Source organism: Virgibacillus halodenitrificans JCM 12304 (assembly GCF_001310895.1).
GTDB lineage: Bacteria > Bacillota > Bacilli > Bacillales > Amphibacillaceae > Virgibacillus_Q > Virgibacillus_Q halodenitrificans.
In genome coordinates this window covers 45,776-68,923 of record NZ_BAZS01000003.1, presented here as the reverse complement: position 1 = coordinate 68,923, position 23,148 = coordinate 45,776, and the positions used below count along the sequence as shown (strand labels likewise).

Here is a 23,148-nt window from a genome sequence, read left to right as displayed (position 1 = left end):
TATTAGATGGAATGGAAAATTATATATCTTTAATTTTAATAAGCCAACATCTTAACTCTACTTCAATTGAAAAGGAAATTAACTGGCCTCAGTACGTAGTTGGAGGAAAATGCGACGTAAATTTATTGATGAAAAACTCAGTGAAATATTTGAGGAGAAGTGCCCCATTGATTTTCGTTGCATGCGGACGCTTTCACACCTCCGGGTACAAGCGCGACATCTGTTCGTAACCTCACAGTGTCTTCTTTGCCGCTCGGCATGGCCTCAGCCGCTTCCTCCGCTACGCTCCGTCCAGGGTCTTCGCCTCATGCTATTCCGGCAGGAGTCGCGGGCCAACAGGACGTTGGTCATGCAATCGTTGCCACAGGACGTGGCGTTCTTAGATTGCCGCCCTCCACTACAATCAATTTGTACACAGCACATTCTGGGTGTATGCGAACGCAATTTTTTTCGTAGATATAATAGGAAATAGTAGCGAAGGGGAAATATGGAGACTCCTGCGGGAGGAGAGGCCACGATGAGATCCCCGAACGCGTAGCGTGAGGAAGCTCATCAGCCGCCCGCGGAAAGCGGAATATTTCCCAGTAGCGGCAATTTACGCAGCCTCTATATTCTTAGTTACGTCGTAGTTTATCTTTATTATGTATTAAATTTCAGGAAAATAATATAGAGCAATTCTTAAATACTGAAATGTAAAAAGCACCTCCATAAGAGGTGCTTTTTTCATTTTATTCTGTTTCTTCCTTCGTATCAGTATCATCCTGCTTACGGTTTACTTCATTATCTGTTTTCATTTCTGGTTCTTGCTCTACTACTGGTTCTTCATAATCTTCATCGTATTCCTTACCATAAATATATTCTGTTGGGTCAACTGGCTCCCAAACCTCATTAGGTGTATAGAAACGTAATAGGTCACCATACAGTACTTCATCTGAAAGTTCAAGTTCATGTAGAACCTCTTCTTTCATCTTCTGCATTTCCTCTGTTGGTTCCTCGATGACTTCTTTCGTTTTGCTATCATAAAACTTACCATCAATATAGCTATATTCATCAGTCATAAAGTTTCCATTACGGAAAGGAACGTACTCTTTATGATCTTCAGAAAATAAGTCTGTACCAAATTGAATATAGTCACGTGCATCGATACCTAGTAAATGAAGCATTGTTGGCATTACATCAATTTGACCACTGTACTCATGATTTATTCCCTGTCCTTCTACCCCTGGAACTTTAATCATAAATGGCACACGTTGCAAATCTGCATTTTTCAGAGGAGTAATTTCCTCTCCGGTAATTTCCTCCATAGCACGATTATGATTATCAGAAATACCATAATGGTCTCCATAGATCATTATAATTGAGTCTTCATATAGACCTTTTTCTTTTAAATCATTAAAGAATTGTTCTAATGATTCATCAAGATATCTAGCAGTTTGGAAATAACGGTCTACAGAACCATCTCCAGTTTCTGCAGGGTCAATACTAGCATCTTCCTCATCAATTAAATAAGGATGATGGTGGGTCAATGTCATCATATGTGCGTAAAATGGCTGTTCCATATCCTCAAGTATAGGCATAGACTCTTTGAAAAATGGCTTATCCTTTAAACCATAGTTAATGATGTTTTCTTCACTCATATCATAATAGCTTGCATCATAAAACTTATCTATTCCTAAATGTTTGTATACCTCATCACGGTTCCAAAAAGATTTGTTATCCCCGTGGAAGACAGCACTTGTATAATCCTGTTGTTGTCCCAGAATTGCTGGTAGTGATTGATACGTATTCGTCCCCTTCGTTACAAAGGCTGAACCTTGTGGAAGCCCGTATAAGGAGGTATCCATAATCAACTCAGCATCAGCTGTTTTACCTTGCTCTGTTTGATGGAAAAAGTTATCAAAATATGTGAAGTCCTCACTTTGATCATGAACAAGCTTGTTTAAGAATGGTGTAACCTCTTCACCATGTAATTCATAATCAATCAAAAACGATTGAAAGGATTCAAGGTGAATTTTAATAATATTTTTACCTTTTCCTTTACCAAAGTACTCGGCATTAGGTTCAGCATATTTATATTTCGTATAGTTTTCTACTTCTGTTATATCGTCACTGTCTGCAAGTACTCTTCGTGTAGAAGTTTTTGCACTTTGTATTGCATCATGAACCATAAAGTTATATGCACCAAGATATTTCACAACATAGTTACGATCAAATGTCCGTTCCAACAACTGTGGACGATCTGCCTCAGCTAAGCCAAGGTTCACCGTGAATGCTATTGCTCCTGCAGTTAATACTGCTAATGGCTTGCGAATTTTCATCCGAGTTGGCTGCCATTTCTTACGTGAGTACACAAATAGAGCAATCAACAGAATGATGTCAAACAAATAGAAGACGTCATGTCCTGCAGTCAAATCAGCAATACTTCCACCAATGCTACCAAAGTTACTTGTTTGCATTAATGTTGGGATTGTAATAAAGTCACTGTTGAAACGATAGAAAACAACGTTAGCATACAAAATAAAACTTAGGACTGCTTCAAGAGCAATAATCCATATTCCAGCTCTTTTTCCTTTAGCAAACAAGGCAATCCCCAGCACAATTAACGCTGAACTAAGCGGATTAATAAATAGTAGAAACTCTTGCATTGCTCCACTTACACCTAAATTAAATTCAACTTTATATGTTATATACGTTTTAATCCATAATAAAATTACAGCAATCGCGAAGAATCCCATCTTCGAAGAGAAAAATTTCTTCACTTTTCATTCACCTCATATTTTTTTATACTTAGTTAATACGATACATAAGTATACACCCAAACATCTATGAAAGTCAAAGACTACTTGTAAAAGAATACAAGTTCAGTAGTATACTTAGCTCACTTAAATAAATTATTTATCTTCCCAGCATATTATTCCCATTTTAACAAAGTTCGAAACCAAAACTTACTGTTAAATATGATACTAGTTTTAAATTTAATTGTATAGAGTCTTTTAGCCCAAAAAAACGGAAGACCAGTATTGTGGCTTCCGCTCCCTTGCATTTCTATAATCTAAAACGCGCTACAAGGCTATTCAATTCTTCTGCCATGCTTGCTAACTGGGATGAACTACCAGCGATTTCCTCCATTGATCCACTAGCCTGTTGAGCAGAGGCAGCTGTTTGTTCGACACCTGCCGCAGCTTCTTCTGAAACGGAAGCAATCTCCTCAATTGCTCCATTCATCTTTTGACTGCCAGAAGTAATATCTTCTAAGTTTCCAGTAATTGTTTTCATGTTATCTATCATTGTATTTATAGCGCTACTTATATTTTGAAAAGTTTCTCCTGTTTTCTTCATATGTGCTGTGCCTTGTTCGACTTCTGTATAGCCGTTCTTTAACGATTCAGCAACATTTGTAGATTCCTGTTGAATATCATTAACAATACCTGTAATATCCGAAACGGAATCAGTAACCTGTTCGGCAAGTTTACGAACCTCGTCAGCTACGACAGCGAAGCCTCTTCCATGCTCTCCTGCACGCGCTGCCTCAATTGCTGCATTCAATGCCAACAAATTTGTTTGGTCTGCTATTGCTTTGATTACTCCGACAAGCTTAGATATTTCTTGCGACTGATTATCTAAATTATTCATTTTCGTAACGGCATCCTGTACCATATCATCTATCCTAGCCATTTGACTTGCAGAGGTTTTCATCAGTTCAGTGCCTTCATCTGTCATTTTCTGTACTTCATTGGAAGAGTTAGTTACATTCTCTCCATTTTTATTAGCTTCTTCTACTTTCTGCAAAAATGTATTCATGTGTTCAGATAAGTCACTTGCACTATTCGCTTGTGTCTCAGAACCTGTTGCTAATTCTTCCATTGTTATTGCTACCTGCTCTGTCCCTGCTTTCACTTCACTCGCAGCTTGTGTCAATTCTTCACTTTGGGAAGAAACAGAATCTGAAACTATATTTATTTGTGCAAGAAGTTCTTTTGTATTTGCACTCATCTGATTTGTCGCAAGAATCAGGTCACCAACCTCATCTCTTGTTGTTGCCTCCATGGCTGGGTCTGTCAAATCTCCTTCAGCTATCCGATTCATTCTTTCTTTCACAGCAACAATCGGTTTTTTGATGCTATTTGCTGTCATTAATGCTGCAATCACCCCAAAAACAATTGCGAGTACAGTAATAATAGTCGTGCCCATTAAATTTAACTTTCCGTATCTGAGAACACTGTTTTTAGTTTCATTAGCATTACTTTCCCTCTTGTCTGATAATGCTGTCAGATCACCTGTTATTTCAGTTTCCAGAGGTCTGACCATGCTTGCCATAAGGTCTAGTGCTCGCTGTTCGTTACCATCTTCATATGCAGCTATTACTTGATCTGTAAGTGTTCCCCATTCCATTTTTTTATCCAAAATTTGTTGAGCTGCTTTTTTATCGTTACTAACTTCAAGTAGTTTATTTTCAAGTTCAATCGCTTCTTCAACACCATTACTGAATTCATCCTTTAAGGAAGAATCACCATACAACAAATACCCGCGAAGCAGTGAAGTACGGTGTTGCATATTAATAATCATTTCTTTATCAACGATTAATGGTTCATATTCGCCGCTTACCATTTCATCTATTTTTCCATTCGTATTGTTAATTGAATTTATATTTGCTATACCCAATAATAGCAATAAAATAAATACGATCGTAAAGCCAAACAGTATTTTACCCTTTATACTTTTAAAGTTAATTAATTTCTTCATAATTGACCCCCTGTAGTCATAACTTCTATATGTATTACATACTATTTATCGGGAAATTAATTTAAATATAAAGCTTATATGCAAAAGATGTAATATTAAGATAAATCAAGCCTAATAAAAACGTCTCCCTCTAATAGGAGACGTTTTTTCATTTATGCATATGGTTAGTGGAGCTCCACCCACTTGTTTTGCACAGCAAGTAAGGCAGCTTTTGTTCGATCAGATACATGCAACTTTTTTAAAATAGATGATACATGATTATTTACAGTATACGAAGATATATATAAATCTTTAGCTATATCCTGATTCGATTTCCCACGAGAAATTTCTTCTAGAACCTTCCATTCCTGTTTCGTTAGAATACCAATCGGCCTATCTTTTCCTCCCTTTGTTAAGTAAATGTACTCCTCCAGTAATATAGGGGATAGCTCGGGGTGAATATACTGTTTTCCTTTTAAGATAGTTCGCAGAGCTGTAAGTAAATCATTCATTTCCATTTCTCCAAAAAGATATCCATTCAATTTTTGTCGAAATAATTTTAAAAGTAATTGCTTATGTATCTCAACCAACCATACAATAATTTTTATATCCTTTGACTCGAAATTTTTTAACCAATATGACAATTGATCATCGTTTGCACCCACATCTAGAAGAAGTAAATCCGCATCTATAGTACCACCTGACAAGGGGGCATTTTGTTTTGTGATAACTTGTATATGGATTTCATTCCCCAATGCTTCTGCTAAAGTAAGACGAATCCCTTCCCACATTAAACCATATTCTGTAACTATTACGAGCTTTTTCATCAATAAGTGTCCTCCAACTAACATCGATCTTGATGTAATTATATAGAAAATATTCTTTTATGGAAAGAACCAATTCTAGCCATAAAAAGAGAAGAGCCATTGTTATAGCAATAGCTCTCTTAAAGGTTAGCTTTTTTCTTTAATTTTATATTGCCTTAATTCTTCTTGCATATTTTTTGAATATCTATCCAGTTGGCCTGCAAGTTGGTTTAATTGTTCCATAGATGCTGTCTGTTCTTCCACAGAAGCTGATATTTCCTCTGTCCCAGCAGCCGTTTCCTGACTTATGGAAGCATTGTTTCGCGTATTGTCTGCAATAATTTTTTCTTGGTTCACCATTTCATCCATAAGACTTATTGTAGACAGGAGCATCTCACTGTTTACATGAATTGATTTATTAATATCTTGAAATGCCTGTTCCGTTTTGCTAACTGCATCTGTTTGGGATTGAATAACTTCACTCGTTTCATCAATTAGATCAACTGTATGCTTTGTCTCTTCCTGCATTTTAGCAATAATATCAGAGATATCTTTAAGCGCGTGTTCGGATTGTTCAGCCAGCTTCCTTACTTCATCAGCAACAACTGCAAAACCTCTTCCACTTTCGCCTGCTCTAGCTGCTTCAATTGCCGCATTTAATGCTAACAAATTGGTCTGACTTGCAATACCCGAAATCTTACCAATTATTTCTGAAACACTTGCAGACCGGTTATCAAGCGAGTGAATTGCCTGAACAACGTCATTCGTTATTTTTTCTGTACGATTAGATTGGTCCTTTAAAATATCGACTGTTTTCAATCCTTGTTCTGATGCTAGATTCATTGACTTAGACTCTTCTTGAATCTTTATATTTTGTGAGCTAAACTGGTTTATTATTGTTGATAATTGGTCTGTTGCTATTGTGTTTTGTTCCATTAGCTCTGACTGACTCGTCGCTCCTGAAGCTATTTCTTCCATTGTTACAGCAACTTCATTAGCAGCAGAGGTGTTTTCTTCAGCACTTTTCACTAATGTTTGTGATGCCTCCGAAACTTGTACAGAAATAGTAGAAATTTTCGTCATCATTTCTCTCATTTGTTGTACCATATTTCTGAAGCTAGCAGATAATTGTCCGATCTCATCTTGCCTGTTTATTTCAACATGTGCAAGAAAATCCCCATTCTCGACTTCCTTCATCGTATTTTGCAAGTTTTTAATTGGCTTTGTAATCCGCTTTGTTATAATAAACGAAGCAATAACTGCTAAAAGAATAATACCTAATAATGTAAGCCCGATCGGTAATAGAAGTGATTGAGACTTTTGTTCAAAATCATGTTTATTAACAGTCCCATTTATGACCCAATCTGTTATCCCATTCTTTACAAACCCAGTGACCATCTCTTTACCGTCCTGTTCATATTCCACTGTTCCGGACTCACCTTTTTTCATCATCTGTTTATAGAAGCTTTCTTTTGCAATATTGATTCCGACTAACTTTTTATCTGGGTGTACAACAAGGTTGCCATTTGTATCAATTAATGTGGCATATCCTGTGTCTCCAATTTTAACCTTATCTACCATAGAAACAAGTGTGTCTATAGAGACATCAAGAGCTGCTACTCCCAACATTTCATTTTTCGTATTATAGTACGCTTGGGCAATGGTAACAATCATTTCCCCGGAGGCTGCATCCTCGTATGGCTCTGTCCATACCGGAGCACCATCATGTTCAACTGCTCGCTTATACCAAGGCCTTTCTCTCGGGTCATAATCAGAGTCGAAAATGGTATTTGGATAAATAGCAATTTCTCCTGTTTCTTCATTACCTATATATGTATTTAAAATGGAATTATTCGCATCACCAGTTCTTTTTAAAAATTGTTTTAATTCCTCTGAATCTTCTTCCTCTCCCTCTAATACAATTTCGCTTGAAGCGACTCTCCTAATACCTCTTTCCAGGTTATCAAAAAACATGTCAAAAGAATCATTTATCACAAGAATTTGACTTTGCATATTCTTGGTTAATTCTTTCGTAGTCAAATTAACACTGAAAAAGTAACTAACTCCTGCTACAACTAGTCCAGCAATCAAAATTAATACAAGAAAAGGAAAGAGAATTTGTGTCTGAATGGTACGTTTTAAAAAACCACCTTGCTTTTTCTTTTGCTTCTTTTTCAATAGAATCCCTTCCCTACCTACATATAATTAATTTGTTACTTATAAAACTCCAAGGGCTGAGGCTTTCCCAAATAAAACCCTTGCACATATGGAACGCCTAGTAACTTTGCTGTTAAGAGATCTTCCTCTGTTTCCAATCCCTCTAAAACAATTTCCATCGTTCCATCTAATAAGTGTATTACTTTTTTAATATGGTTTTGTTTTCGAATGGATGTAAATAATTTATCAGCATAGTAGCGATCAAATTTAGCAAAGTTAGGAATGATGGTCTGCACAGTAGATAACGTTGCTTCGCCCTTTCCAATATCATCAAAAGCAATAAGAAACCCTTGTTGCTTCAACTGATTCAAGACCTGTTTTAAAGCCGAAAAGTCCGTACCTCTCTCTGCTTCATTTATTTCAAAAACAATTGTATTCGCTTTCACTTTCGTTTCCCTAGTGATTTCTTCCAAGCTATTAATGAAGGCAGGATGATTCAGGGTGGAAGGATATATATTTAAAAATAAATATATATCCCCTAACTCTGCCAGATTCATTTTACAAGCTTTATATATAGACATCATATCCAGTTCAAATAATACATTTTGTTCCCTTGCATGCTTAAAAAATATTTCCGGATTTCTATAATGCCTGGAGCGAAGCAATGCTTCATATCCATATACTTTATTTGTTGATGTATTAATAATTGGTTGTAATACATGGTGAAAGTCCATATTCCTTATTATTTCGTGTAGACTTTGTGCTGACATACAATCACCTCACCTTATCTGTATATGACTCCTATTCTTGTACTTATAAAACCTTATTAACTGCTTCGCCAATCCGCTCTGGAGTAAAGGGTTTTACAATAAAGTCTTTTGCCCCTGCCTGAATTGCTTCCACTACCATGCCTTGTTGCCCCATGGCTGAGCACATAATAACTTTCGCATTCGGGTTAATTTTCTTGATTTCTTTTACTGCTTCTACCCCATTCATTTCGGGCATAGTAATGTCCATTGTTACGAGCTCAGGTTGTAATTCCTGAAACTTTTCAATTGCTACTTGTCCGTTTTCAGCCTCCCCTATTACCTCATGACCTAATTTCGTTAAAATGTCCTTAAGTTGCATGCGCATAAATGCCGCATCATCTGTTATTAAAATTTTCGCCATTATACTTCCTCCTGTTCAATCTCTTGGATAACTTCTTTTACTTCTGTTGTTTCTGATAAGTCCAAAACACGCTTTAAATCAAGGATTATCAACAAATCCTTTTCCAATTTCGCTACACCTTGCAGAAAAACATCCTCTACACCACCAATGATTTGTGGTGGAGCTTCAATTATTTGCTCATCAATATCAATTACTTCTGTAGCCGCATCCACGATTAACCCTACTTGCATGTCATCCATCATGACAATTAAGAACCGACTATGTTCAGTTGTTTCTGTTTCGGGTAGTTGTAAACGCTCCTTCAAATCAAGCACAGGGACTGTTTCTCCTTGATAATAAATAACACCTTTTATAAATGGAGAAGTTCTCGGAACCTCTGTAATCTTTTGTATACGTTCGATTGATCTTATTTGTTGGACATTTACTCCATAAGATTGGTTATTTAATTTAAAAACAATATATTTTGTAATTTTCTCCATCATCTGGTCTCCCTTACTTAATTAGTGCATTAGGATCAATAATTAAAGCAACCTGCCCATCCCCTAAAATCGTAGAACCTGAAATAGCAAACACATCTTTTAAATAATTTCCTAACGATTTTAAAACAATCTCTCTCTGACCGATAAAGGAATCTACCATCAGACCAGTCATTTTTTCCCCTTTTTTCACGATAACCACAGCATGGTGACTACTTCCATTTTCCGAGGTGGTACTCTCAGGAACATCAAATACCTTATTTAGAGATACAAGTGGTACAACACTGCCCCTGAAATCCATGACCTTTTTGCCATGTGCTGACATGATCTGCTCTTCTTTCAATAAAGCAGTTTCAATGATAGAAGATAGAGGTATGGCATAAGTTTCCTCTTCAACTTTTACTAATAATGAAGAAAGAATGGATAAGGTCAGTGGTAACTGAATGGAGAACTTACTTCCTTTTCCTTTCTCGGATTCAATCGTAATTTTCCCACCAAGAGCTTCAATCTTGCTTTTTACTACATCCAATCCTACTCCACGACCAGAAATATCCGACACGGTGGCTGCTGTGCTAAACCCAGAGGCCAGTATAAAAGGATAGATTTCCTCATCTGTGAGTTGCTTTGCTGCTTCTTTTGTAATTAGCCCGTTTTCAACCGCTTTTTCTTCTACTTTTTCACGGTTAATACCAGCCCCATCGTCTTGAATTTCAATAAACACATGATTGCCACTATGGTAGGCACGCAGTATTAATTCTCCTTCTTCTTGTTTTCCCGCTTTCAAGCGCTCTGCTGGCAGCTCGATACCGTGGTCGATCGAATTACGAATCAAGTGAACGAGTGGATCACCTATTTCATCAATAACAGTGCGATCCAATTCTGTATCTGCACCAATAATTTGGAGATCAATTTTTTTATTTAAGTCCTTGGCAAGTCCGCGAACCATCCGTGGGAAACGATTAAACACCTGTTCTACAGCAACCATACGCATGGTTAGAATAAGGCTTTGCATATCCTCCGACACTCTCGACATATGTTCAACTGTTTCAGCTAATTCAGGATTCCCCAGTTTTTCTGCCAGATCCTCCAATCTACTGCGATCAATTACAACCTCTTCAAATAAATTCATTAAATGGTCAATCCGTTCCAGGTTTACGCGGATAGTAGTAGATTTAGTAGCCTGCCCCTGTGTTTTCACTTCTGCTGTCTCACCTGATGACTCCTCAGTAGCAGGTTCCTCATGCTTTGATTCTTCAGCCTGTTTTTCCATAATAGCTGCTAAATCTTGTATATTTACCTGCTCTATTTCAGATACACTAGTTATCACAGCTTCTAATGATGCAGTAGATTCATTTGATAGAAAGATGAGCGTAAAATCCTGCGAGAAATCACCTGCTTCTAATGCCTCCGTTTCAGGAGTGGTTTTAATAATCTCTCCTTTAGACTCTAATGCTTCTACAACCATATATGCTCTAACAGCCTTTAGTAGACAGTCTTCATTTAAGCGCACTTGAATATAATAGGCCTTAAACCCTTGCTCTTCTGCTTGGGCAATGACAGTTGACTGATATTCATCCAAAATTACTTTTTCTGTATCAAAACTATTAACTTCCTCATTTTTCTCACTTGTGTCTTGGTTTGCCTTCTCATTTTCTATCTGGTCCAAAGAATTAACTAAACCTGTGACATCTTTTTTCCCATCATTGCCTTGAGCAATTTCCTCTACCATTTCTTCTAAAGCTTCAATTGCTTGGAAGATAATATCAATAATATGGGTGTTTACCATTAATTCGCTGTTCCGAATTTTATCTAACACGTTTTCCATCTTATGGGTTAACGCAGAAATATCCTCATAGCCCATTGTTGCAGCCATTCCCTTTAATGTGTGAGCAGAACGGAAAATTTCGTTGACGATGGAAAGGTCATCTGGTTGCTTTTCTAAATGAAGAAGATTATCATTAACTGCTTGTAAGTGCTCTCGACTTTCATCAAGAAACATATCAATATATTGGCTTGTTTCCATTACGTACATCCTCTCTATGACCAATCAATCTAGTAATAAATATATATCCATTTCTCCACTATGGAGGAATGCCACAGGTAAATGTAGCGCTTTTTCATAGCCTGTTAATGTCGTATTTCCTTGCATAATGGTAGGAGCGGTAATATCTGTCTTAACCCCATCCTGAATTATATTTGTAGCTATTCCTCCGGCTAGCATATTTCCTAACTCTCCACTGAAGGAAGCTAGCATTTCACCTTCCAATGGCATACCAAACATTTTCTCACCAATTGCTCCAAACATGGATTGATCGCCCGCTAAAATTAATTTACCTTTTATATCACCAGTGATACCAATTAGTACACCAAACTGCAGGTGTAATGATTTACCAAGTAATTTGGGCTTGCTCATGGAAAAATCGATCGGCACAATAGATGCTAAGGCTTTGTTCGTTCCATTTAATAAACTTGTAACTGTTTTATTTCTTTCCTCTATTGTTATCGGCATAGTTGTATACCCCTTTTAGTTTTTATTTTTTTCTCCTGTTTGAAGGTTGTAATTAGGTAAAATGAGAACTTCGACACGCCGATTAGCTGCTCTATTTGCTTCGGATGTATTCGGGACTGCTGGCTTATATTCTCCAAATCCTTTTGCACTAAATTTTGTTGGATCAAGCTGCTCATTTTCTAAAACAATACGCATAAAGTGGATAGCTCTCATTACACTTAACTCCCAATTTGACGAAAATTCTTCATTATGAATAGGTAAATCATCTGCATGTCCACTTACAATGATCTGATGAGGAGGGTCTGTAAGCAGAAAGCCCGATATCTCCTTCGCTATTTTTTTGCCTTCCCTATTCACATCTGCACTTCCGGAGTGAAATGAGAAATCATTAGATATCGTAATGAGTAATCCCTCATCAGAAAGCTGTGTCTGTAGTACATCGGTCAGATTCTTTTTCTTAATATAAGCATTTATATTCTCTTTTACTTTTTGAAGCTGCTCTTTTTCCATTGCACTATTTTTTTCTTGTTCATTTTTACTTTTCTCTTTTTCTTGCTCTGGCTGGGGTGCAGGTAAAGGCTGCTCTGTTGGATCCTTTTCTTCAAGAATACCTTGCCCCCCGGAGAATTCATTACTGAAGACCTGGGAGAGTTCTTTATACTTTTGGGTATCTACTTCACTCATTGCAAATAACACAATGAATAGAGCTAATAATAATGTCAGTAAATCAGAGTACGGTAAAAGCCAGGATTCATCCACATGATGTTCATCTTTCTTTTTACGCCTGCTCATTTGCCTGCTCCTCTTTCAATTGAACCAATTCTTTTGTGGATAAATAAGAGCCAAGCTTATCTCGTACTACAATAGCTGAATCTCCAGTTGAAATTGAAAGAATGCCTTCGATCATAATCTCTTTAATTTCAACTTCTTTTTTCGACTTTTCTCGCAGCTTATTTGCAAACGGATGCCAAAGCACATACCCGGAAAAAATTCCAAATAATGTAGCTATAAACGCTGCTGATATCGCATGCCCAAGCACATCCATATCCTGCATATTTCCTAATGCTGCAATTAATCCTATTACTGCTCCCAGCACACCTAATGTAGGTGCATAGGTTCCTGCTTGAGAAAAGACTGAAATCCCTTCCTGATGTCTACTCTCCATCGCTTCAATCTTTTCAATTAAGACTTCCTTAATAAAATCTGGTGTTTGACCATCAATCGCAAACTGTAAACCAGTATTCAAAAATGGATCCTCAAATTCTTTCATTTGTGTCTCCATTGAAAGCAAACCTTCTTTGCGTGTTTGTTCAGCTAATTTGGTAAATAGTTGAATCAATTCTTTTTTCTCAGGATTCTGATCTTTACTAAAAATAATTTTGAAAAGTGTTGGTATATTTTTAACAGTGCTCATTGGAAATGCAATACAAATAGAAGCTGCTGTTCCAACGAATATAATAAGGATTGCTGCCGGATTGCCTAAAGCCGTTATAGGGACACCCTTCATCACCATTCCAACCCCTACCGCGATTACACCTAAAAATAAACCAATTATTGTTGTCTTATCCATATGTGACCCCCTAATTTTAACTGATTCATTTATATAACAACCATCACTCATTATCTAAAGGTTTTTTTATGAAGGGTATAAAGAACCAGTGTTTACTCCTCATATTTATCGGCATAATCTGACAAAGAATGAACAATTTAAGCAAAAAAAAAATATTAAGACTATTAGATGTTCATCTTTAAAATCCACAAATAGATATTTAAAGTTTTTCAAATAATCTTGTTTTTACCAAATACTACATGTTATGAGAGTTTATTCCGATACTATGTTAGTACGTTAAAAAATACGGCGGGAGTGATTTAATTTGAATTCAGTTATTGAAAACGAAACAAATTACCACCCAATGTTATCATCATTCATTGAGGTAGCACCTTTTCTTCAAACACTTGTAAACGATGATATCACGGTGGGAATCTATGACACAGAGAAATTAATCATAAACTTTCCGGCAAAAACTTTCTCTCTAAACGTAAATCCTGGAGATCCATTAATGGAAGGAGATATTGTTACTCAGGCAATTCGATTAAATAAAAAACAAGCTGCCACTGTACCTCCTGAATTATTTGGTGTACATCTTATTGCTAGGGCAATTCCTTTACACAATGAGAAGGGTAATGTAATAGGAGGGGTTGGGATTGGATCAAGTATTGATAAAGCAAATCAATTATCAGATGTAGCATCTAATTTATCCGGAATATTTAATGATGTAACTAATACCATTCAGGATATGGCTCTTTCTATTACCGACCTTGCCGGTAATATGAATGAAATCTCTCAAAAAGCTACAGAAGTTAATAAACGTGTAGACACAATAGAAAAAGTATCCAATGTAGTAAAGGGAATAGCTGATCAAAGTAATCTATTAGGCTTAAATGCCGCAATTGAATCTGCTCGAGCTGGCGAACATGGAAGAGGTTTTTCTGTAGTTGCAGATGAAATTAGAAAGATGGCAACTAGTTCAAAAGAACAAGTGACAGAGATACACAATATAACCGAGTCAATTAAGGAAGTTATTACAAATTTAAGTAAACATATTCAGGATGCAAATCTTGAGTCCGATACGCAATCTGCGGCAATCGAAGAATTAACTGCCACCATGCAGGAGATAAACGGTAATATTCATACATTAGCAGATATGGCGAAAGAAAATATCGAAGTGAAAAATTGAACAGGGGTGTAAAGATATGAATCAATTTAATCTATTAAAAGGAAATTACATTGCTGGTAAATGGCGTGATGGGTCAAGCAACCAGCAGATGGTAAATAAAAATCCATATAACGATGCTATTATAGCAAACTATCAAGCTGCTAGCCTTCAGGATTTGGATGAAGCATACCAATCAGCAAATCATGTACAAAAAGAATGGAAAAACACAAATCCTGTAATACAAAGGGAAGTATTTGAAAAAGCAGTTTCTTATATAGAAGAAAAACATGAATCAATCGTAGAAATTATAATAAATGAAATTGGCGGAACAAGATTGAAAGCCGAATTTGAAATTGGTCTGGTAAAAAATATTATGAAGGAGGCATCTACACTACCTTTTCGAATGGATGGAAAAATTCTTCCGTCTCCAATTGATCATAAAGAAAACCGAGTTTATCGTGTCCCTGTTGGAGTAGTCGGAGTAATAAGTCCGTTTAACTTTCCGTTTTTCCTTTCTATGAAATCAGTTGCGCCAGCTCTAGCAACAGGAAACGGAGTGGTTCTTAAACCACACGAACATACTTCTATTACCGGCGGAACGATGATTGCGAAGATTTTTGAGGAAGCCGGATTACCTGAAGGTCTGCTTAACGTTATCACAACTGAGATATCGGAAATCGGTGATCACTTTGTAGCACACCCGATACCTCGTGCCATATCTTTTACAGGTTCAACGAAGGTTGGAAAACACATCGGAGCAGTTGCAGGTAAACATTTAAAGGAAGCACACTTGGAATTGGGAGGCAATAGTGCACTTGTTGTGCTTGAAGACGCAGATATTGACCTAGCCGTAAGCGCTGCAGTTTTCAGTCGCTTTACTCACCAGGGACAAATTTGTATGTCTGCAAATCGTTTAATTGTTCATGAAGCAATTTATCAAGAATTTGTAGATAAATACACAGCCAAAGTGGCAACATTAACATGCGGCGATCCAAGCGATCCAAGCACCATCATAGGGCCTTTAATAAATGAACAGCAAGTAAAAGGAACCGTGGCGCTCATAGAAAAAGGAATAGAGGAAGGAGCTGTCCCTGTAATTAGAGGAGAAGTTAAGGGGAATGTTGTGGAACCAGTTGTATTTACGAATGTCACACCTGATATGTCGTTAGCGAAGGAAGAATTATTCGCGCCAGTTGTAAGTATTATGAAAGTAAAAAATGACCAAGAGGTACTTTCGTATGCAAATAATAGTCTTTACGGTCTTAGTGGAGCCATTCATACTAGAAATGTAGAACGAGGAGCAGAGTTGGCCAAGCAAATGGACACAGGGATGATTCATATAAACGATGGGACAATAAATGATGAACCAAATGTTGCATTCGGTGGGGTGAAAAATTCCGGCTTAGGTCGTCTGAATGGAGACTGGAGTCTAGATGCCTTCACTACTACAAAATGGATTAGTATTCAGCATAAAGCAAGACAATATCCTTACTCCTAGTCTTAGTAATATATATAAGAAAGCCCCTGCATTTAATCAAATTGCAGGGGCTTTCTTTTTAATCCCATATTTACATGCCTCCACCAAATTGCTGCATAAGATACATGGATTGCTGATTTGCTCTTTGAATTGCTTTTTCCATAGCTGTAAACTGTCGCCAATAGCGATCCTCTACTTGAACAAGTCGCTTTTCAAAAGAAGATATACGATCTTTGAGATCATCCAACTGTCTTCCCATTGTATACTGGTTTTCAGTTTGAAATGTGTTCCCTGCTTTTGTTTTAATCGTATCCATTACTTTATTGGCTGTATCTGTTAATCTATCCAAAATTCCTTGCTGACCATAGCCAGTTCCATCATTTTTAAACAGCTTTTCTACCGCTTCCGGATTTTCTTCAATCGCTTTTTTTAATTTAGCCTCATTGATTTCCAGTTTTCCACCTTCTAAATAATTGGCAGTTGTGCTGATACCAATACTAGCTAATTGTTGCATCGCAGAAGGGATCTCGCCATTATTTACAGGTGTATAGAAGTCACGTCGCATATCATTTAGTGCACTTGATAATGTCGAATCTCTGCGAAGTAATCCACTTTTCGATTTTTCTTCCCATAACTCCTGTTGTTTGTCGCTCATTTCTTCCCGTTGTTTATCTGTTAATGGCCGGTAATCTTTGTACCTGTCTTCTTGCAAGCGATCTTGAATACCACCAATTAATTCATTGTATTTTTCCACGAAACCTTTGATATTTTCAAATACGGTGTTGGAATCATTTGAGATGTTTACTTTCACATCCTCTCCAGAAAAGGTTTGTTTTAGATTAAAGGTAACCCCTGAAATAGTAAAAGAATTGGAACTCCTGGTTGTTTCCAAACCATTAATGGTAAAGTGAGCATCTGTGCCACCCGTTTCTGTACCGGTGGAAAACTGCAACTGATTTTGAATGAACGTGCCTTTTGTAATGATTTCTTGATCATTAGTCGAATAATCAGTGCTACCATGTTCGTTGCCATTAAAGTTACCCGTCTCCGTCCGATTCAGTGTCATTTGACCTTTAACAGAGTCATAGAACATACTTACACCGACATTCGCACTGTTCACCTGACTAATCATAGAATCAAAGGATTGACTTGCTTTTATATTAAAGGCTTCTTCTTTTTCACCGTCTTTTGTATGGGCACCTACACGGAAGCTTGTGTAATCGTATTTATATGTTACTTCTACATCGGTATCTTTAGGAATTGCTTCATTCCTAGTTATTACGCCTGTTTCTGTATTTATAGTTCCCTGGGGATTGGCAAAGCTAGAATCAGTCGACAAATAAATGTTCCCACCTTTTGCTTTATATGTTTCACCGCCTATTTTCATTTCAAACTCGTCTTCAGATATCCCCTGATTCGATAGCTTAATCGTCTTACCTTCTGCTCCCGTTTTCATCGTATCGATTTGTAAATCTGTTGTATAATTTACCTTTATATCGCTTCCCGTTTTTAATGGCTCATTAAAAGTCAGCTCACCAGTTCCTTTATCAATCAAAACCTCGCCTTCTAAAGGCTTAGTATTCCCGGCAGCGTCTACAACTTTAAAATATGTATTTCCTACCTTTACTGACATTTCTTCTATATTTTTAATATTTGTGCCGGTTTGCAGATTAAGTTTAAAAACACTTCCCTCTTTATCTACGTTGACGGTCTCTTTTTTAACGCTTCCCTGCTCCCATTTAAAATCAGTAGTATTCGAAAATCTGGATTGCAATTCTGCCAAGCTTTTGCGTGTATCAATTGATTTTGCATCCTGAAACACGGGCCCTCCATTCACTTTCGTTGCAGCAGTCGCCAGTTTTTTCACATCTGAAATAGTATACGATGATAATCCAGCTGCACTTGTAGCTGTAGCAGATACATAATTTTCATTCGTTGTTGATGTCATTCTTGACCGGAAAGTTGTCGATAATTTCATTTTAGTAAGCTCTGATCGAAAGTTAAGAAATTTTGTATTGACTTCTCGGAAGGCATCCCGTTGCCATGTCATCCATGTCCGATCTTGTTGCATTTTTTGCATTGGTAGACGCTCTGCTTTCATTAGGTCAGCTACAAGGGAATCAATGTCCATCCCTGAAGCAAGTCCGCCTATTCTCATTTTATTCACCTCTATAGTTTTACGTGCTAGTTTCTTATAGTATAGCAGTTTAATTGATTTTACAGTTTTCTAATTTATATATCGGCAGTTATTAAATAAAGTTTAATTAAAAGTGTGATATCTATACAGCAGTATAGTTAACAAAATTAACAGATATAAAAACTGCTCTTATATGCCATTAAGCAATCAAGAAGCAGTTTGTTCAACTATCATTATTTTATTTTTCATGAATTAAGGCTTCATCTACGTTTGGACTTTCTGATTCATCCATGAATAGTACTGCGATTGTACCAATTATCAATAAAGCTGCTGCAAAATAGAAACCTATATTCATGCTTCCAGTTACATCTGTAAGGTAACCTGTGATATACGGAGCCAAGATAGAGCCACACATACCAATGAAATTGTATACACCAAAGGATGTTCCATACGCATGTTTTGGAGCGTTATCTGCAACAACTGCTATAGTTAGATATGTGAGTTTATTTGAAGAAAGAGATGATTTAAAATGGAAGTGACCTATGTTTATAAGACAGTAGAAAATTGCGAAATAAAAGGGGAACTTCATCCAACGAGTGAACAGTATGCTCCATTACTTGTCTATATTCATGGAGGAGGTTTAATCTGGGGTACAAAAAGCGATATGAACAAAAAGCAAATTCAAATGTATAATGAGGCAGGATTTCACGTCTTTTCTGTTGATTACCGACTTGCCCCGGAAACAAAGCTTCCATGTATAAAGGAAGATATAGAGGATCTGTTGATTTGGCTATATAAGAAAGCACCGTTTGACTTTAACAGGGAAAAAATTGCTGTCATTGGAAGCTCTGCTGGGGGTTACCTTGCTCTTTTATCTGGTACGTTTGAAGTTAGACCAAAAGCAATCGTTTCTTTTTATGGTTACGGAGATATAACTGGTGATTGGTATCGAAATCCAAGCCTTCATTATACCAAGATGACTTCTGTACCTGAAATGCTTGCAAAGCAACTCATCCGGAATGAAGTTATTTCATCCTCCCCTATACAGAAACGGTATGCTATTTATCTTTATTGCAGGCAACAAGGGAAATGGCTTGACTATGTAGCAGGGATGGAAACTTCAAAGCTTGACATCTATTGTCCTATTAAAAATATAGACAATGATTTTCCTGAAACATTGTTGCTCCATGGAGATGCAGATGAGGATGTGCCTTATGAAGAATCCATTAAAATGGCACGTATGTTAGATGAGGCTAATGTGCCAAATAAATTGATAACCATCCCTGGTGGAAAGCATTCATTTGATATGGAAATGGAAAACCAAGTGGCAGTTCAAGCAATTGAAAGTGTAATAACCTACTTACGGAACACACTTATTGAAAATTAGATCGTGTATGTGGAAGCGATAGCAACAAAACTGCCAATCCTTTTTAGATTGGCAGTTTTGTTATGTATGTATTTGTTTACTAATATACTAATTAAGTTAACTATATGTTTGGAACTTATTTAGACTTGTTGCTAAAGTCTTTATGGTGTTTTTTTTATTAATGAATCGTAGGCTGCATTTGACTTTGCAGCATATCCACCTCTACTTTCAAATAATTGAGTTGTTCATTTAATTCTTGTCTTTCTGAAGCAGAGAGTTCTTCTTCTACAGCGTATACTGCAATGGACTTCATTTCCTCCAACTTCTCATTTATTTTTTCAAGTAAATAGTCCTTCTGCTCACACCACTTCATTTGTAATTCCAAACGCTTCTTTTCATTTTCCTTATCTAGAGACATAGTATCCCTCCTTCTACAACCTTCTTTCTATTAGCCTTCTTATCCTATAAATTGGTTGATTGATTGGTTGTTCTTATAGGATAGCATGATTTTTTCTTAAGAGAAATAAAGAGGTTTTGCTCTTACTGGGTATTTTAGAGATGCTATACAGATTTTCTTTATATAATATTAAATGCATTTAATGTTAAAAGCACAGTAATACCAAAAATTATCCAACCTACAATATTCATCCATGTGCGGTTCATATTTTCACCCAATAGCCTTTTGTTATTCATTACCAGAAGAAAGAATAACACAATAATTGGTAGTATAAGCCCGTTAGCATATTGTGAAAAAAGGATTAAATCTAATGGACTGTAACCCATACCTGAGAAAATAACACCTACTAGAATGATGAAAGCCCATATACCTCGGAACCGATTTGATTTCATATCCTGTTTCCAACCAAGTATACCTGTGGTAGCATAAGCTGCAGCAAGTGGTGCTGTCATGGAGGAAGTGATGCCTGCTGCAAATATTCCTACCGAGAAGACATATTTTGCCCAGCTTCCTAGTATAGGTTCCAATTGCAACGCCATATCAGCAGGATTTTTAATCCCAGTACCAAGTGGAAATGCCACTGCAGCTGAAACAATAATTGAAATAGACACAACCATTACTCCTAGTAGTGAAGCAATAATATCAAAACGGCTTTCGTGTAATCCTTCTTTACCTTTCCAGCGTTCCTGCACAGTGGCAGACTGTAAAAATAGAGTGTATGGAACAATGGTGGTACCAATTAAAGAAATGACTAGAATTGCAGTTCCATCTGGCACTTTTGGAACAAAACCAGCTGCCATTGCTGCTATGTCTGGTTTTACTACAATTGCAGTGAGTACAAAACTAATACTCATTACCACAATTAGCACAATGAATATTTTTTCAATTACCTTGTAGTTGCCAATTAAAAGTAATGCACCAGCTACAATCCTGTTATAATTCCCCAAACATTAACCGGGATATTAGTCATTGCTCCCAGGCCAACAGCTCCTCCTGTAATATTCCCCGCTTCATATGCTGCATTACCGATTGTGATTGCAGAAACTATTAGAATAACTGTAATTGCTCTTAATAGTGGATGACTAAATTGACGACGAAATGCAGTACCCATGTCCATTCGAGACACTACTCCCAGCCTTGTAGTCATTTCTTGTAAAAACATTGTAGCTATAATGGAGAAAACAATAGCCCAGATTAATGTATAACCAAAAGTAGCTCCGGTCTGAGAGGCAGTCGTCACCGTTCCTGGACCAATAATTGCCGCTCCGACCATTGCTCCTGGTCCAATGTTTTTTAATTTGCTTAGAAAGCGCTTCTTTTTCACAACTTCCACCCCACAAATAATCATCTTTTCTAAAAAGTCAATATACGGTGAATAATACCATGAATCAGTCTTATCTGCACACCATATATGCCTTCTCATTTTAAAAGTTTTTTTGATGATAGCAGAAAATGCATCACTTCATAGATTATTCATTGTGTTTAGCCGACATAAAGCGCGTTACTCTTATGAATATTAAATATAATTCGAAACCTTTACCTCACTTTTACGTATTAGAAATAGAAAACCATACAAAGGAGAATTGTCATATGGGATTATTAATTGATGTATTGATTTTCCTATTTGAAAGCTACGAGTTCAAAAAGGTGACAGAGGAAGATATAGAAAAAAACATACAACAACTAAAGAAAAAGCAATGGTTTCAGGAATTTCTTCAGAAAGGGGAAATACACGACATTGTTATTCATAATACGGAAGTGAGGAAGAAGATTGGTAAGATAAAAACGAACAAGTTGGACAATCCTTTTTATGAGGAGAAATGCCGTAGAAAACTGGAAAGAATATGTGAGAAGAAAGCAAAGAGCCTCCTTGTTAGTTAGATTCGCGGGAAACCAAGGAGGACAATAGAAAATAATAGTGAGTATTTTTCTTCTATAAACTAATAAAATTCTCTTCCGCTCAGATTTGCAACAGCTTTACAAAATTTTTTCCATGTGGCAGGGTAATGATTACTACCCAACTTAATGTCACAATGGGTATCCAGTTCAATCTCAATACGCCAGGAGGTGCCATCCAACACACAGAAATCGTCGTATCTATCAGCCCAATTTAAGAAGCTGCATTCATACAGTTCGGAAAGAAAAGCTTTTATTTCATAGTCTGATGGTATTTTTCTGTGTTCTTTATCTACATTGTCATTAAATAAGAAAGAAGTGTATGATAATTTCTTTTGTTCTATATTTACTCTTATTTGAAAACCAGGACCAGAATACCCTCCTATATATGCATAGATAGACTTTATTTTTTGATATGGCTTTCTCCCTTCATATTTGGTCCATATATTTCCGCAGCCCATGCAATAATATTCTTTATTACCCTCTATAACGGGCTCAAATTGTGTTTTTGGAGGGAGCGCTTGATTACTTCGGTTGTCAGGGTCAATGATATATGTCTGCCTTGTTTTGCATTTAGGACAAATCGGAGCTTGCGCAAAAGTATTCATACCGTTTACCTCCTCATATGTTGGATCGGTATTTATTTTATTCTATCAAACTTTGTCTAAGACAAAAAGGTGGGCTGCTGTAGCTTACTTCAAAAAAAATAAGCCTGCATATCGCACGCTTTTACTTCTTTAAAATGCTCTCCGTGCTATTAACTTTTCTGTCCCGGTTGTCATTCTTCTTTCTATCACCATTGCTAACTTTTTATCCAATTGCTTAATATTTTGCTGAAGCCCTTGAAGGTGACTCTCCAGATTAGATGCTTCTGTTTCTAGATTTGAATAAAGTTCATCAATTTGTTGGCCGTTTTCCTTTATATCTTTTAATTCATCCAGCCATTGCGTGATAGAATGTAACAGATCTTCCATCATTTCCTTGGTCAACCTGTTCCCTCCTTATCAAGTTATCTTGAATTTAATACAACTTGATCATAACATTTATAATTTAGTGCAACAAGTGTATATAGGATTATTTTCCAGTTATACATAGGTATTTATAACTGTGTTGGTATAACAGCTCTTTCTAAAAAGTTGGCTTTTAGGATTATTACTTCAAAACTCGAGTAGACATGGATTGGATTTGAAGAAGATGATGTATTAAAGTAGAAAAAACTAAAGTTAACTGGTAAGTAAAAAGCACCCTTCAAAAAGAA

21 protein-coding genes and 1 pseudogene are annotated in these 23,148 nt (G+C 36.6%); 4 read left to right on the top strand and 18 right to left on the bottom strand.

Annotated features, from left to right (window positions below; all coding sequences use genetic code 11):
* Window positions 1–728 precede the first annotated feature (728 nt).
* From ltaS to motA, 11 genes are all read right to left on the bottom strand, one after another.
* Window positions 729–2,759: a lipoteichoic acid synthase gene (gene ltaS, locus JCM12304_RS02825; protein WP_060678482.1), complete on the bottom strand. Its 2,031-nt coding sequence runs from the start codon at window positions 2,757–2,759 to the stop codon at window positions 729–731.
* A 286-nt stretch (window positions 2,760–3,045) separates the two neighbouring features.
* Entirely contained in the window at window positions 3,046–4,743 is a 1,698-nt protein-coding gene (locus JCM12304_RS02820) for a methyl-accepting chemotaxis protein (RefSeq protein WP_060678481.1), read from the bottom strand.
* 164 nt (window positions 4,744–4,907) lie between these two features.
* Complete coding sequence (locus tag JCM12304_RS02815) at window positions 4,908–5,549, bottom strand: LuxR C-terminal-related transcriptional regulator (protein WP_060678480.1); 642 nt, start codon at window positions 5,547–5,549, stop codon at window positions 4,908–4,910.
* A gap of 126 nt (window positions 5,550–5,675) precedes the next feature.
* Window positions 5,676–7,706 carry a methyl-accepting chemotaxis protein gene (locus JCM12304_RS02810; protein ID WP_060678479.1) on the bottom strand — a complete coding sequence of 677 codons (2,031 nt, stop codon included), beginning with the start codon at window positions 7,704–7,706 and terminating at the stop codon, window positions 5,676–5,678.
* A gap of 35 nt (window positions 7,707–7,741) precedes the next feature.
* Entirely contained in the window at window positions 7,742–8,455 is a 714-nt protein-coding gene (locus JCM12304_RS02805) for an EAL domain-containing protein (RefSeq protein WP_060678478.1), read from the bottom strand.
* A gap of 43 nt (window positions 8,456–8,498) precedes the next feature.
* Window positions 8,499–8,855, bottom strand: a complete 357-nt coding sequence (locus tag JCM12304_RS02800; protein WP_019376060.1) for a response regulator — start codon at window positions 8,853–8,855, stop codon at window positions 8,499–8,501.
* A complete protein-coding gene (locus tag JCM12304_RS02795) occupies window positions 8,855–9,334 on the bottom strand; it encodes a chemotaxis protein CheW (protein ID WP_019376059.1) in 480 nt (159 codons plus the stop codon). The genes JCM12304_RS02800 and JCM12304_RS02795 overlap by 1 nt, the downstream gene beginning before the upstream one ends.
* Window positions 9,335–9,347: 13 nt before the next feature.
* Window positions 9,348–11,354: a chemotaxis protein CheW gene (locus tag JCM12304_RS02790; RefSeq protein WP_060678477.1), complete on the bottom strand. Its 2,007-nt coding sequence runs from the start codon at window positions 11,352–11,354 to the stop codon at window positions 9,348–9,350.
* A 24-nt stretch (window positions 11,355–11,378) separates the two neighbouring features.
* Window positions 11,379–11,840: a chemotaxis protein CheX gene (locus JCM12304_RS02785; RefSeq protein WP_060678476.1), complete on the bottom strand. Its 462-nt coding sequence runs from the start codon at window positions 11,838–11,840 to the stop codon at window positions 11,379–11,381.
* 15 nt (window positions 11,841–11,855) lie between these two features.
* Window positions 11,856–12,632 carry a flagellar motor protein MotB gene (gene motB / locus JCM12304_RS02780; protein WP_060678475.1) on the bottom strand — a complete coding sequence of 259 codons (777 nt, stop codon included), beginning with the start codon at window positions 12,630–12,632 and terminating at the stop codon, window positions 11,856–11,858.
* Window positions 12,619–13,410 (bottom strand): flagellar motor stator protein MotA, encoded by a 792-nt coding sequence (motA, locus tag JCM12304_RS02775; RefSeq protein ID WP_019376055.1) that lies wholly within the window; start codon window positions 13,408–13,410, stop codon window positions 12,619–12,621. The genes motB and motA overlap by 14 nt, the downstream gene beginning before the upstream one ends.
* A gap of 343 nt (window positions 13,411–13,753) precedes the next feature.
* Between motA and JCM12304_RS20265 the strand changes: the two genes are divergently transcribed.
* Complete coding sequence (locus tag JCM12304_RS20265) at window positions 13,754–14,578, top strand: methyl-accepting chemotaxis protein (protein ID WP_051002282.1); 825 nt, start codon at window positions 13,754–13,756, stop codon at window positions 14,576–14,578.
* A gap of 16 nt (window positions 14,579–14,594) precedes the next feature.
* Entirely contained in the window at window positions 14,595–16,055 is a 1,461-nt protein-coding gene (locus JCM12304_RS02765; RefSeq protein WP_019376053.1) for an aldehyde dehydrogenase family protein, read from the top strand.
* A 70-nt stretch (window positions 16,056–16,125) separates the two neighbouring features.
* Here the strand turns inward: JCM12304_RS02765 and fliD are convergent, their stop codons facing one another.
* Both fliD and JCM12304_RS18915 read right to left on the bottom strand, forming a co-directional pair.
* Window positions 16,126–18,192, bottom strand: coding sequence for a flagellar filament capping protein FliD (gene fliD, locus JCM12304_RS02760; protein ID WP_071649334.1), 2,067 nt, complete (start codon window positions 18,190–18,192; stop codon window positions 16,126–16,128).
* Between the two features lie 217 nt (window positions 18,193–18,409).
* Window positions 18,410–18,658, bottom strand: a pseudogene (locus JCM12304_RS18915) (MFS transporter); the annotation flags it as partial.
* A gap of 42 nt (window positions 18,659–18,700) precedes the next feature.
* Between JCM12304_RS18915 and JCM12304_RS02755 the strand changes: the two are divergent.
* Entirely contained in the window at window positions 18,701–19,558 is an 858-nt protein-coding gene (locus JCM12304_RS02755) for an alpha/beta hydrolase (protein WP_060678474.1), read from the top strand.
* A 157-nt stretch (window positions 19,559–19,715) separates the two neighbouring features.
* Here JCM12304_RS02755 and JCM12304_RS02750 read toward each other — a convergent pair whose 3' ends face one another.
* The 3 genes from JCM12304_RS02750 to JCM12304_RS19860 form a co-directional block, all read right to left on the bottom strand.
* Window positions 19,716–19,955 carry a hypothetical protein gene (locus JCM12304_RS02750; RefSeq protein ID WP_060678473.1) on the bottom strand — a complete coding sequence of 80 codons (240 nt, stop codon included), beginning with the start codon at window positions 19,953–19,955 and terminating at the stop codon, window positions 19,716–19,718.
* Between the two features lie 158 nt (window positions 19,956–20,113).
* Entirely contained in the window at window positions 20,114–20,941 is an 828-nt protein-coding gene (locus tag JCM12304_RS02745; RefSeq protein ID WP_256200748.1) for an NRAMP family divalent metal transporter, read from the bottom strand.
* Window positions 20,917–21,417: an NRAMP family divalent metal transporter gene (locus tag JCM12304_RS19860; protein WP_256200747.1), complete on the bottom strand. Its 501-nt coding sequence runs from the start codon at window positions 21,415–21,417 to the stop codon at window positions 20,917–20,919. Before JCM12304_RS19860 ends, JCM12304_RS02745 begins: the two co-directional genes overlap by 25 nt.
* Window positions 21,418–21,584: 167 nt before the next feature.
* On the opposite strand from JCM12304_RS19860, the gene JCM12304_RS02740 reads away from it, so the two are divergent.
* Window positions 21,585–21,875, top strand: coding sequence for a hypothetical protein (locus tag JCM12304_RS02740; protein WP_019376042.1), 291 nt, complete (start codon window positions 21,585–21,587; stop codon window positions 21,873–21,875).
* 59 nt (window positions 21,876–21,934) lie between these two features.
* On the opposite strand, the gene JCM12304_RS02735 is transcribed toward JCM12304_RS02740, so the two are convergent.
* The gene (locus JCM12304_RS02735) at window positions 21,935–22,498 is read right to left on the bottom strand and encodes a hypothetical protein (RefSeq protein WP_060678472.1); all 564 of its coding nucleotides are present in this window, start codon (window positions 22,496–22,498) and stop codon (window positions 21,935–21,937) included.
* A gap of 129 nt (window positions 22,499–22,627) precedes the next feature.
* Window positions 22,628–22,879, bottom strand: a complete 252-nt coding sequence (locus JCM12304_RS02730) for a hypothetical protein (protein WP_019376040.1) — start codon at window positions 22,877–22,879, stop codon at window positions 22,628–22,630.
* Window positions 22,880–23,148 lie beyond the last annotated feature (269 nt).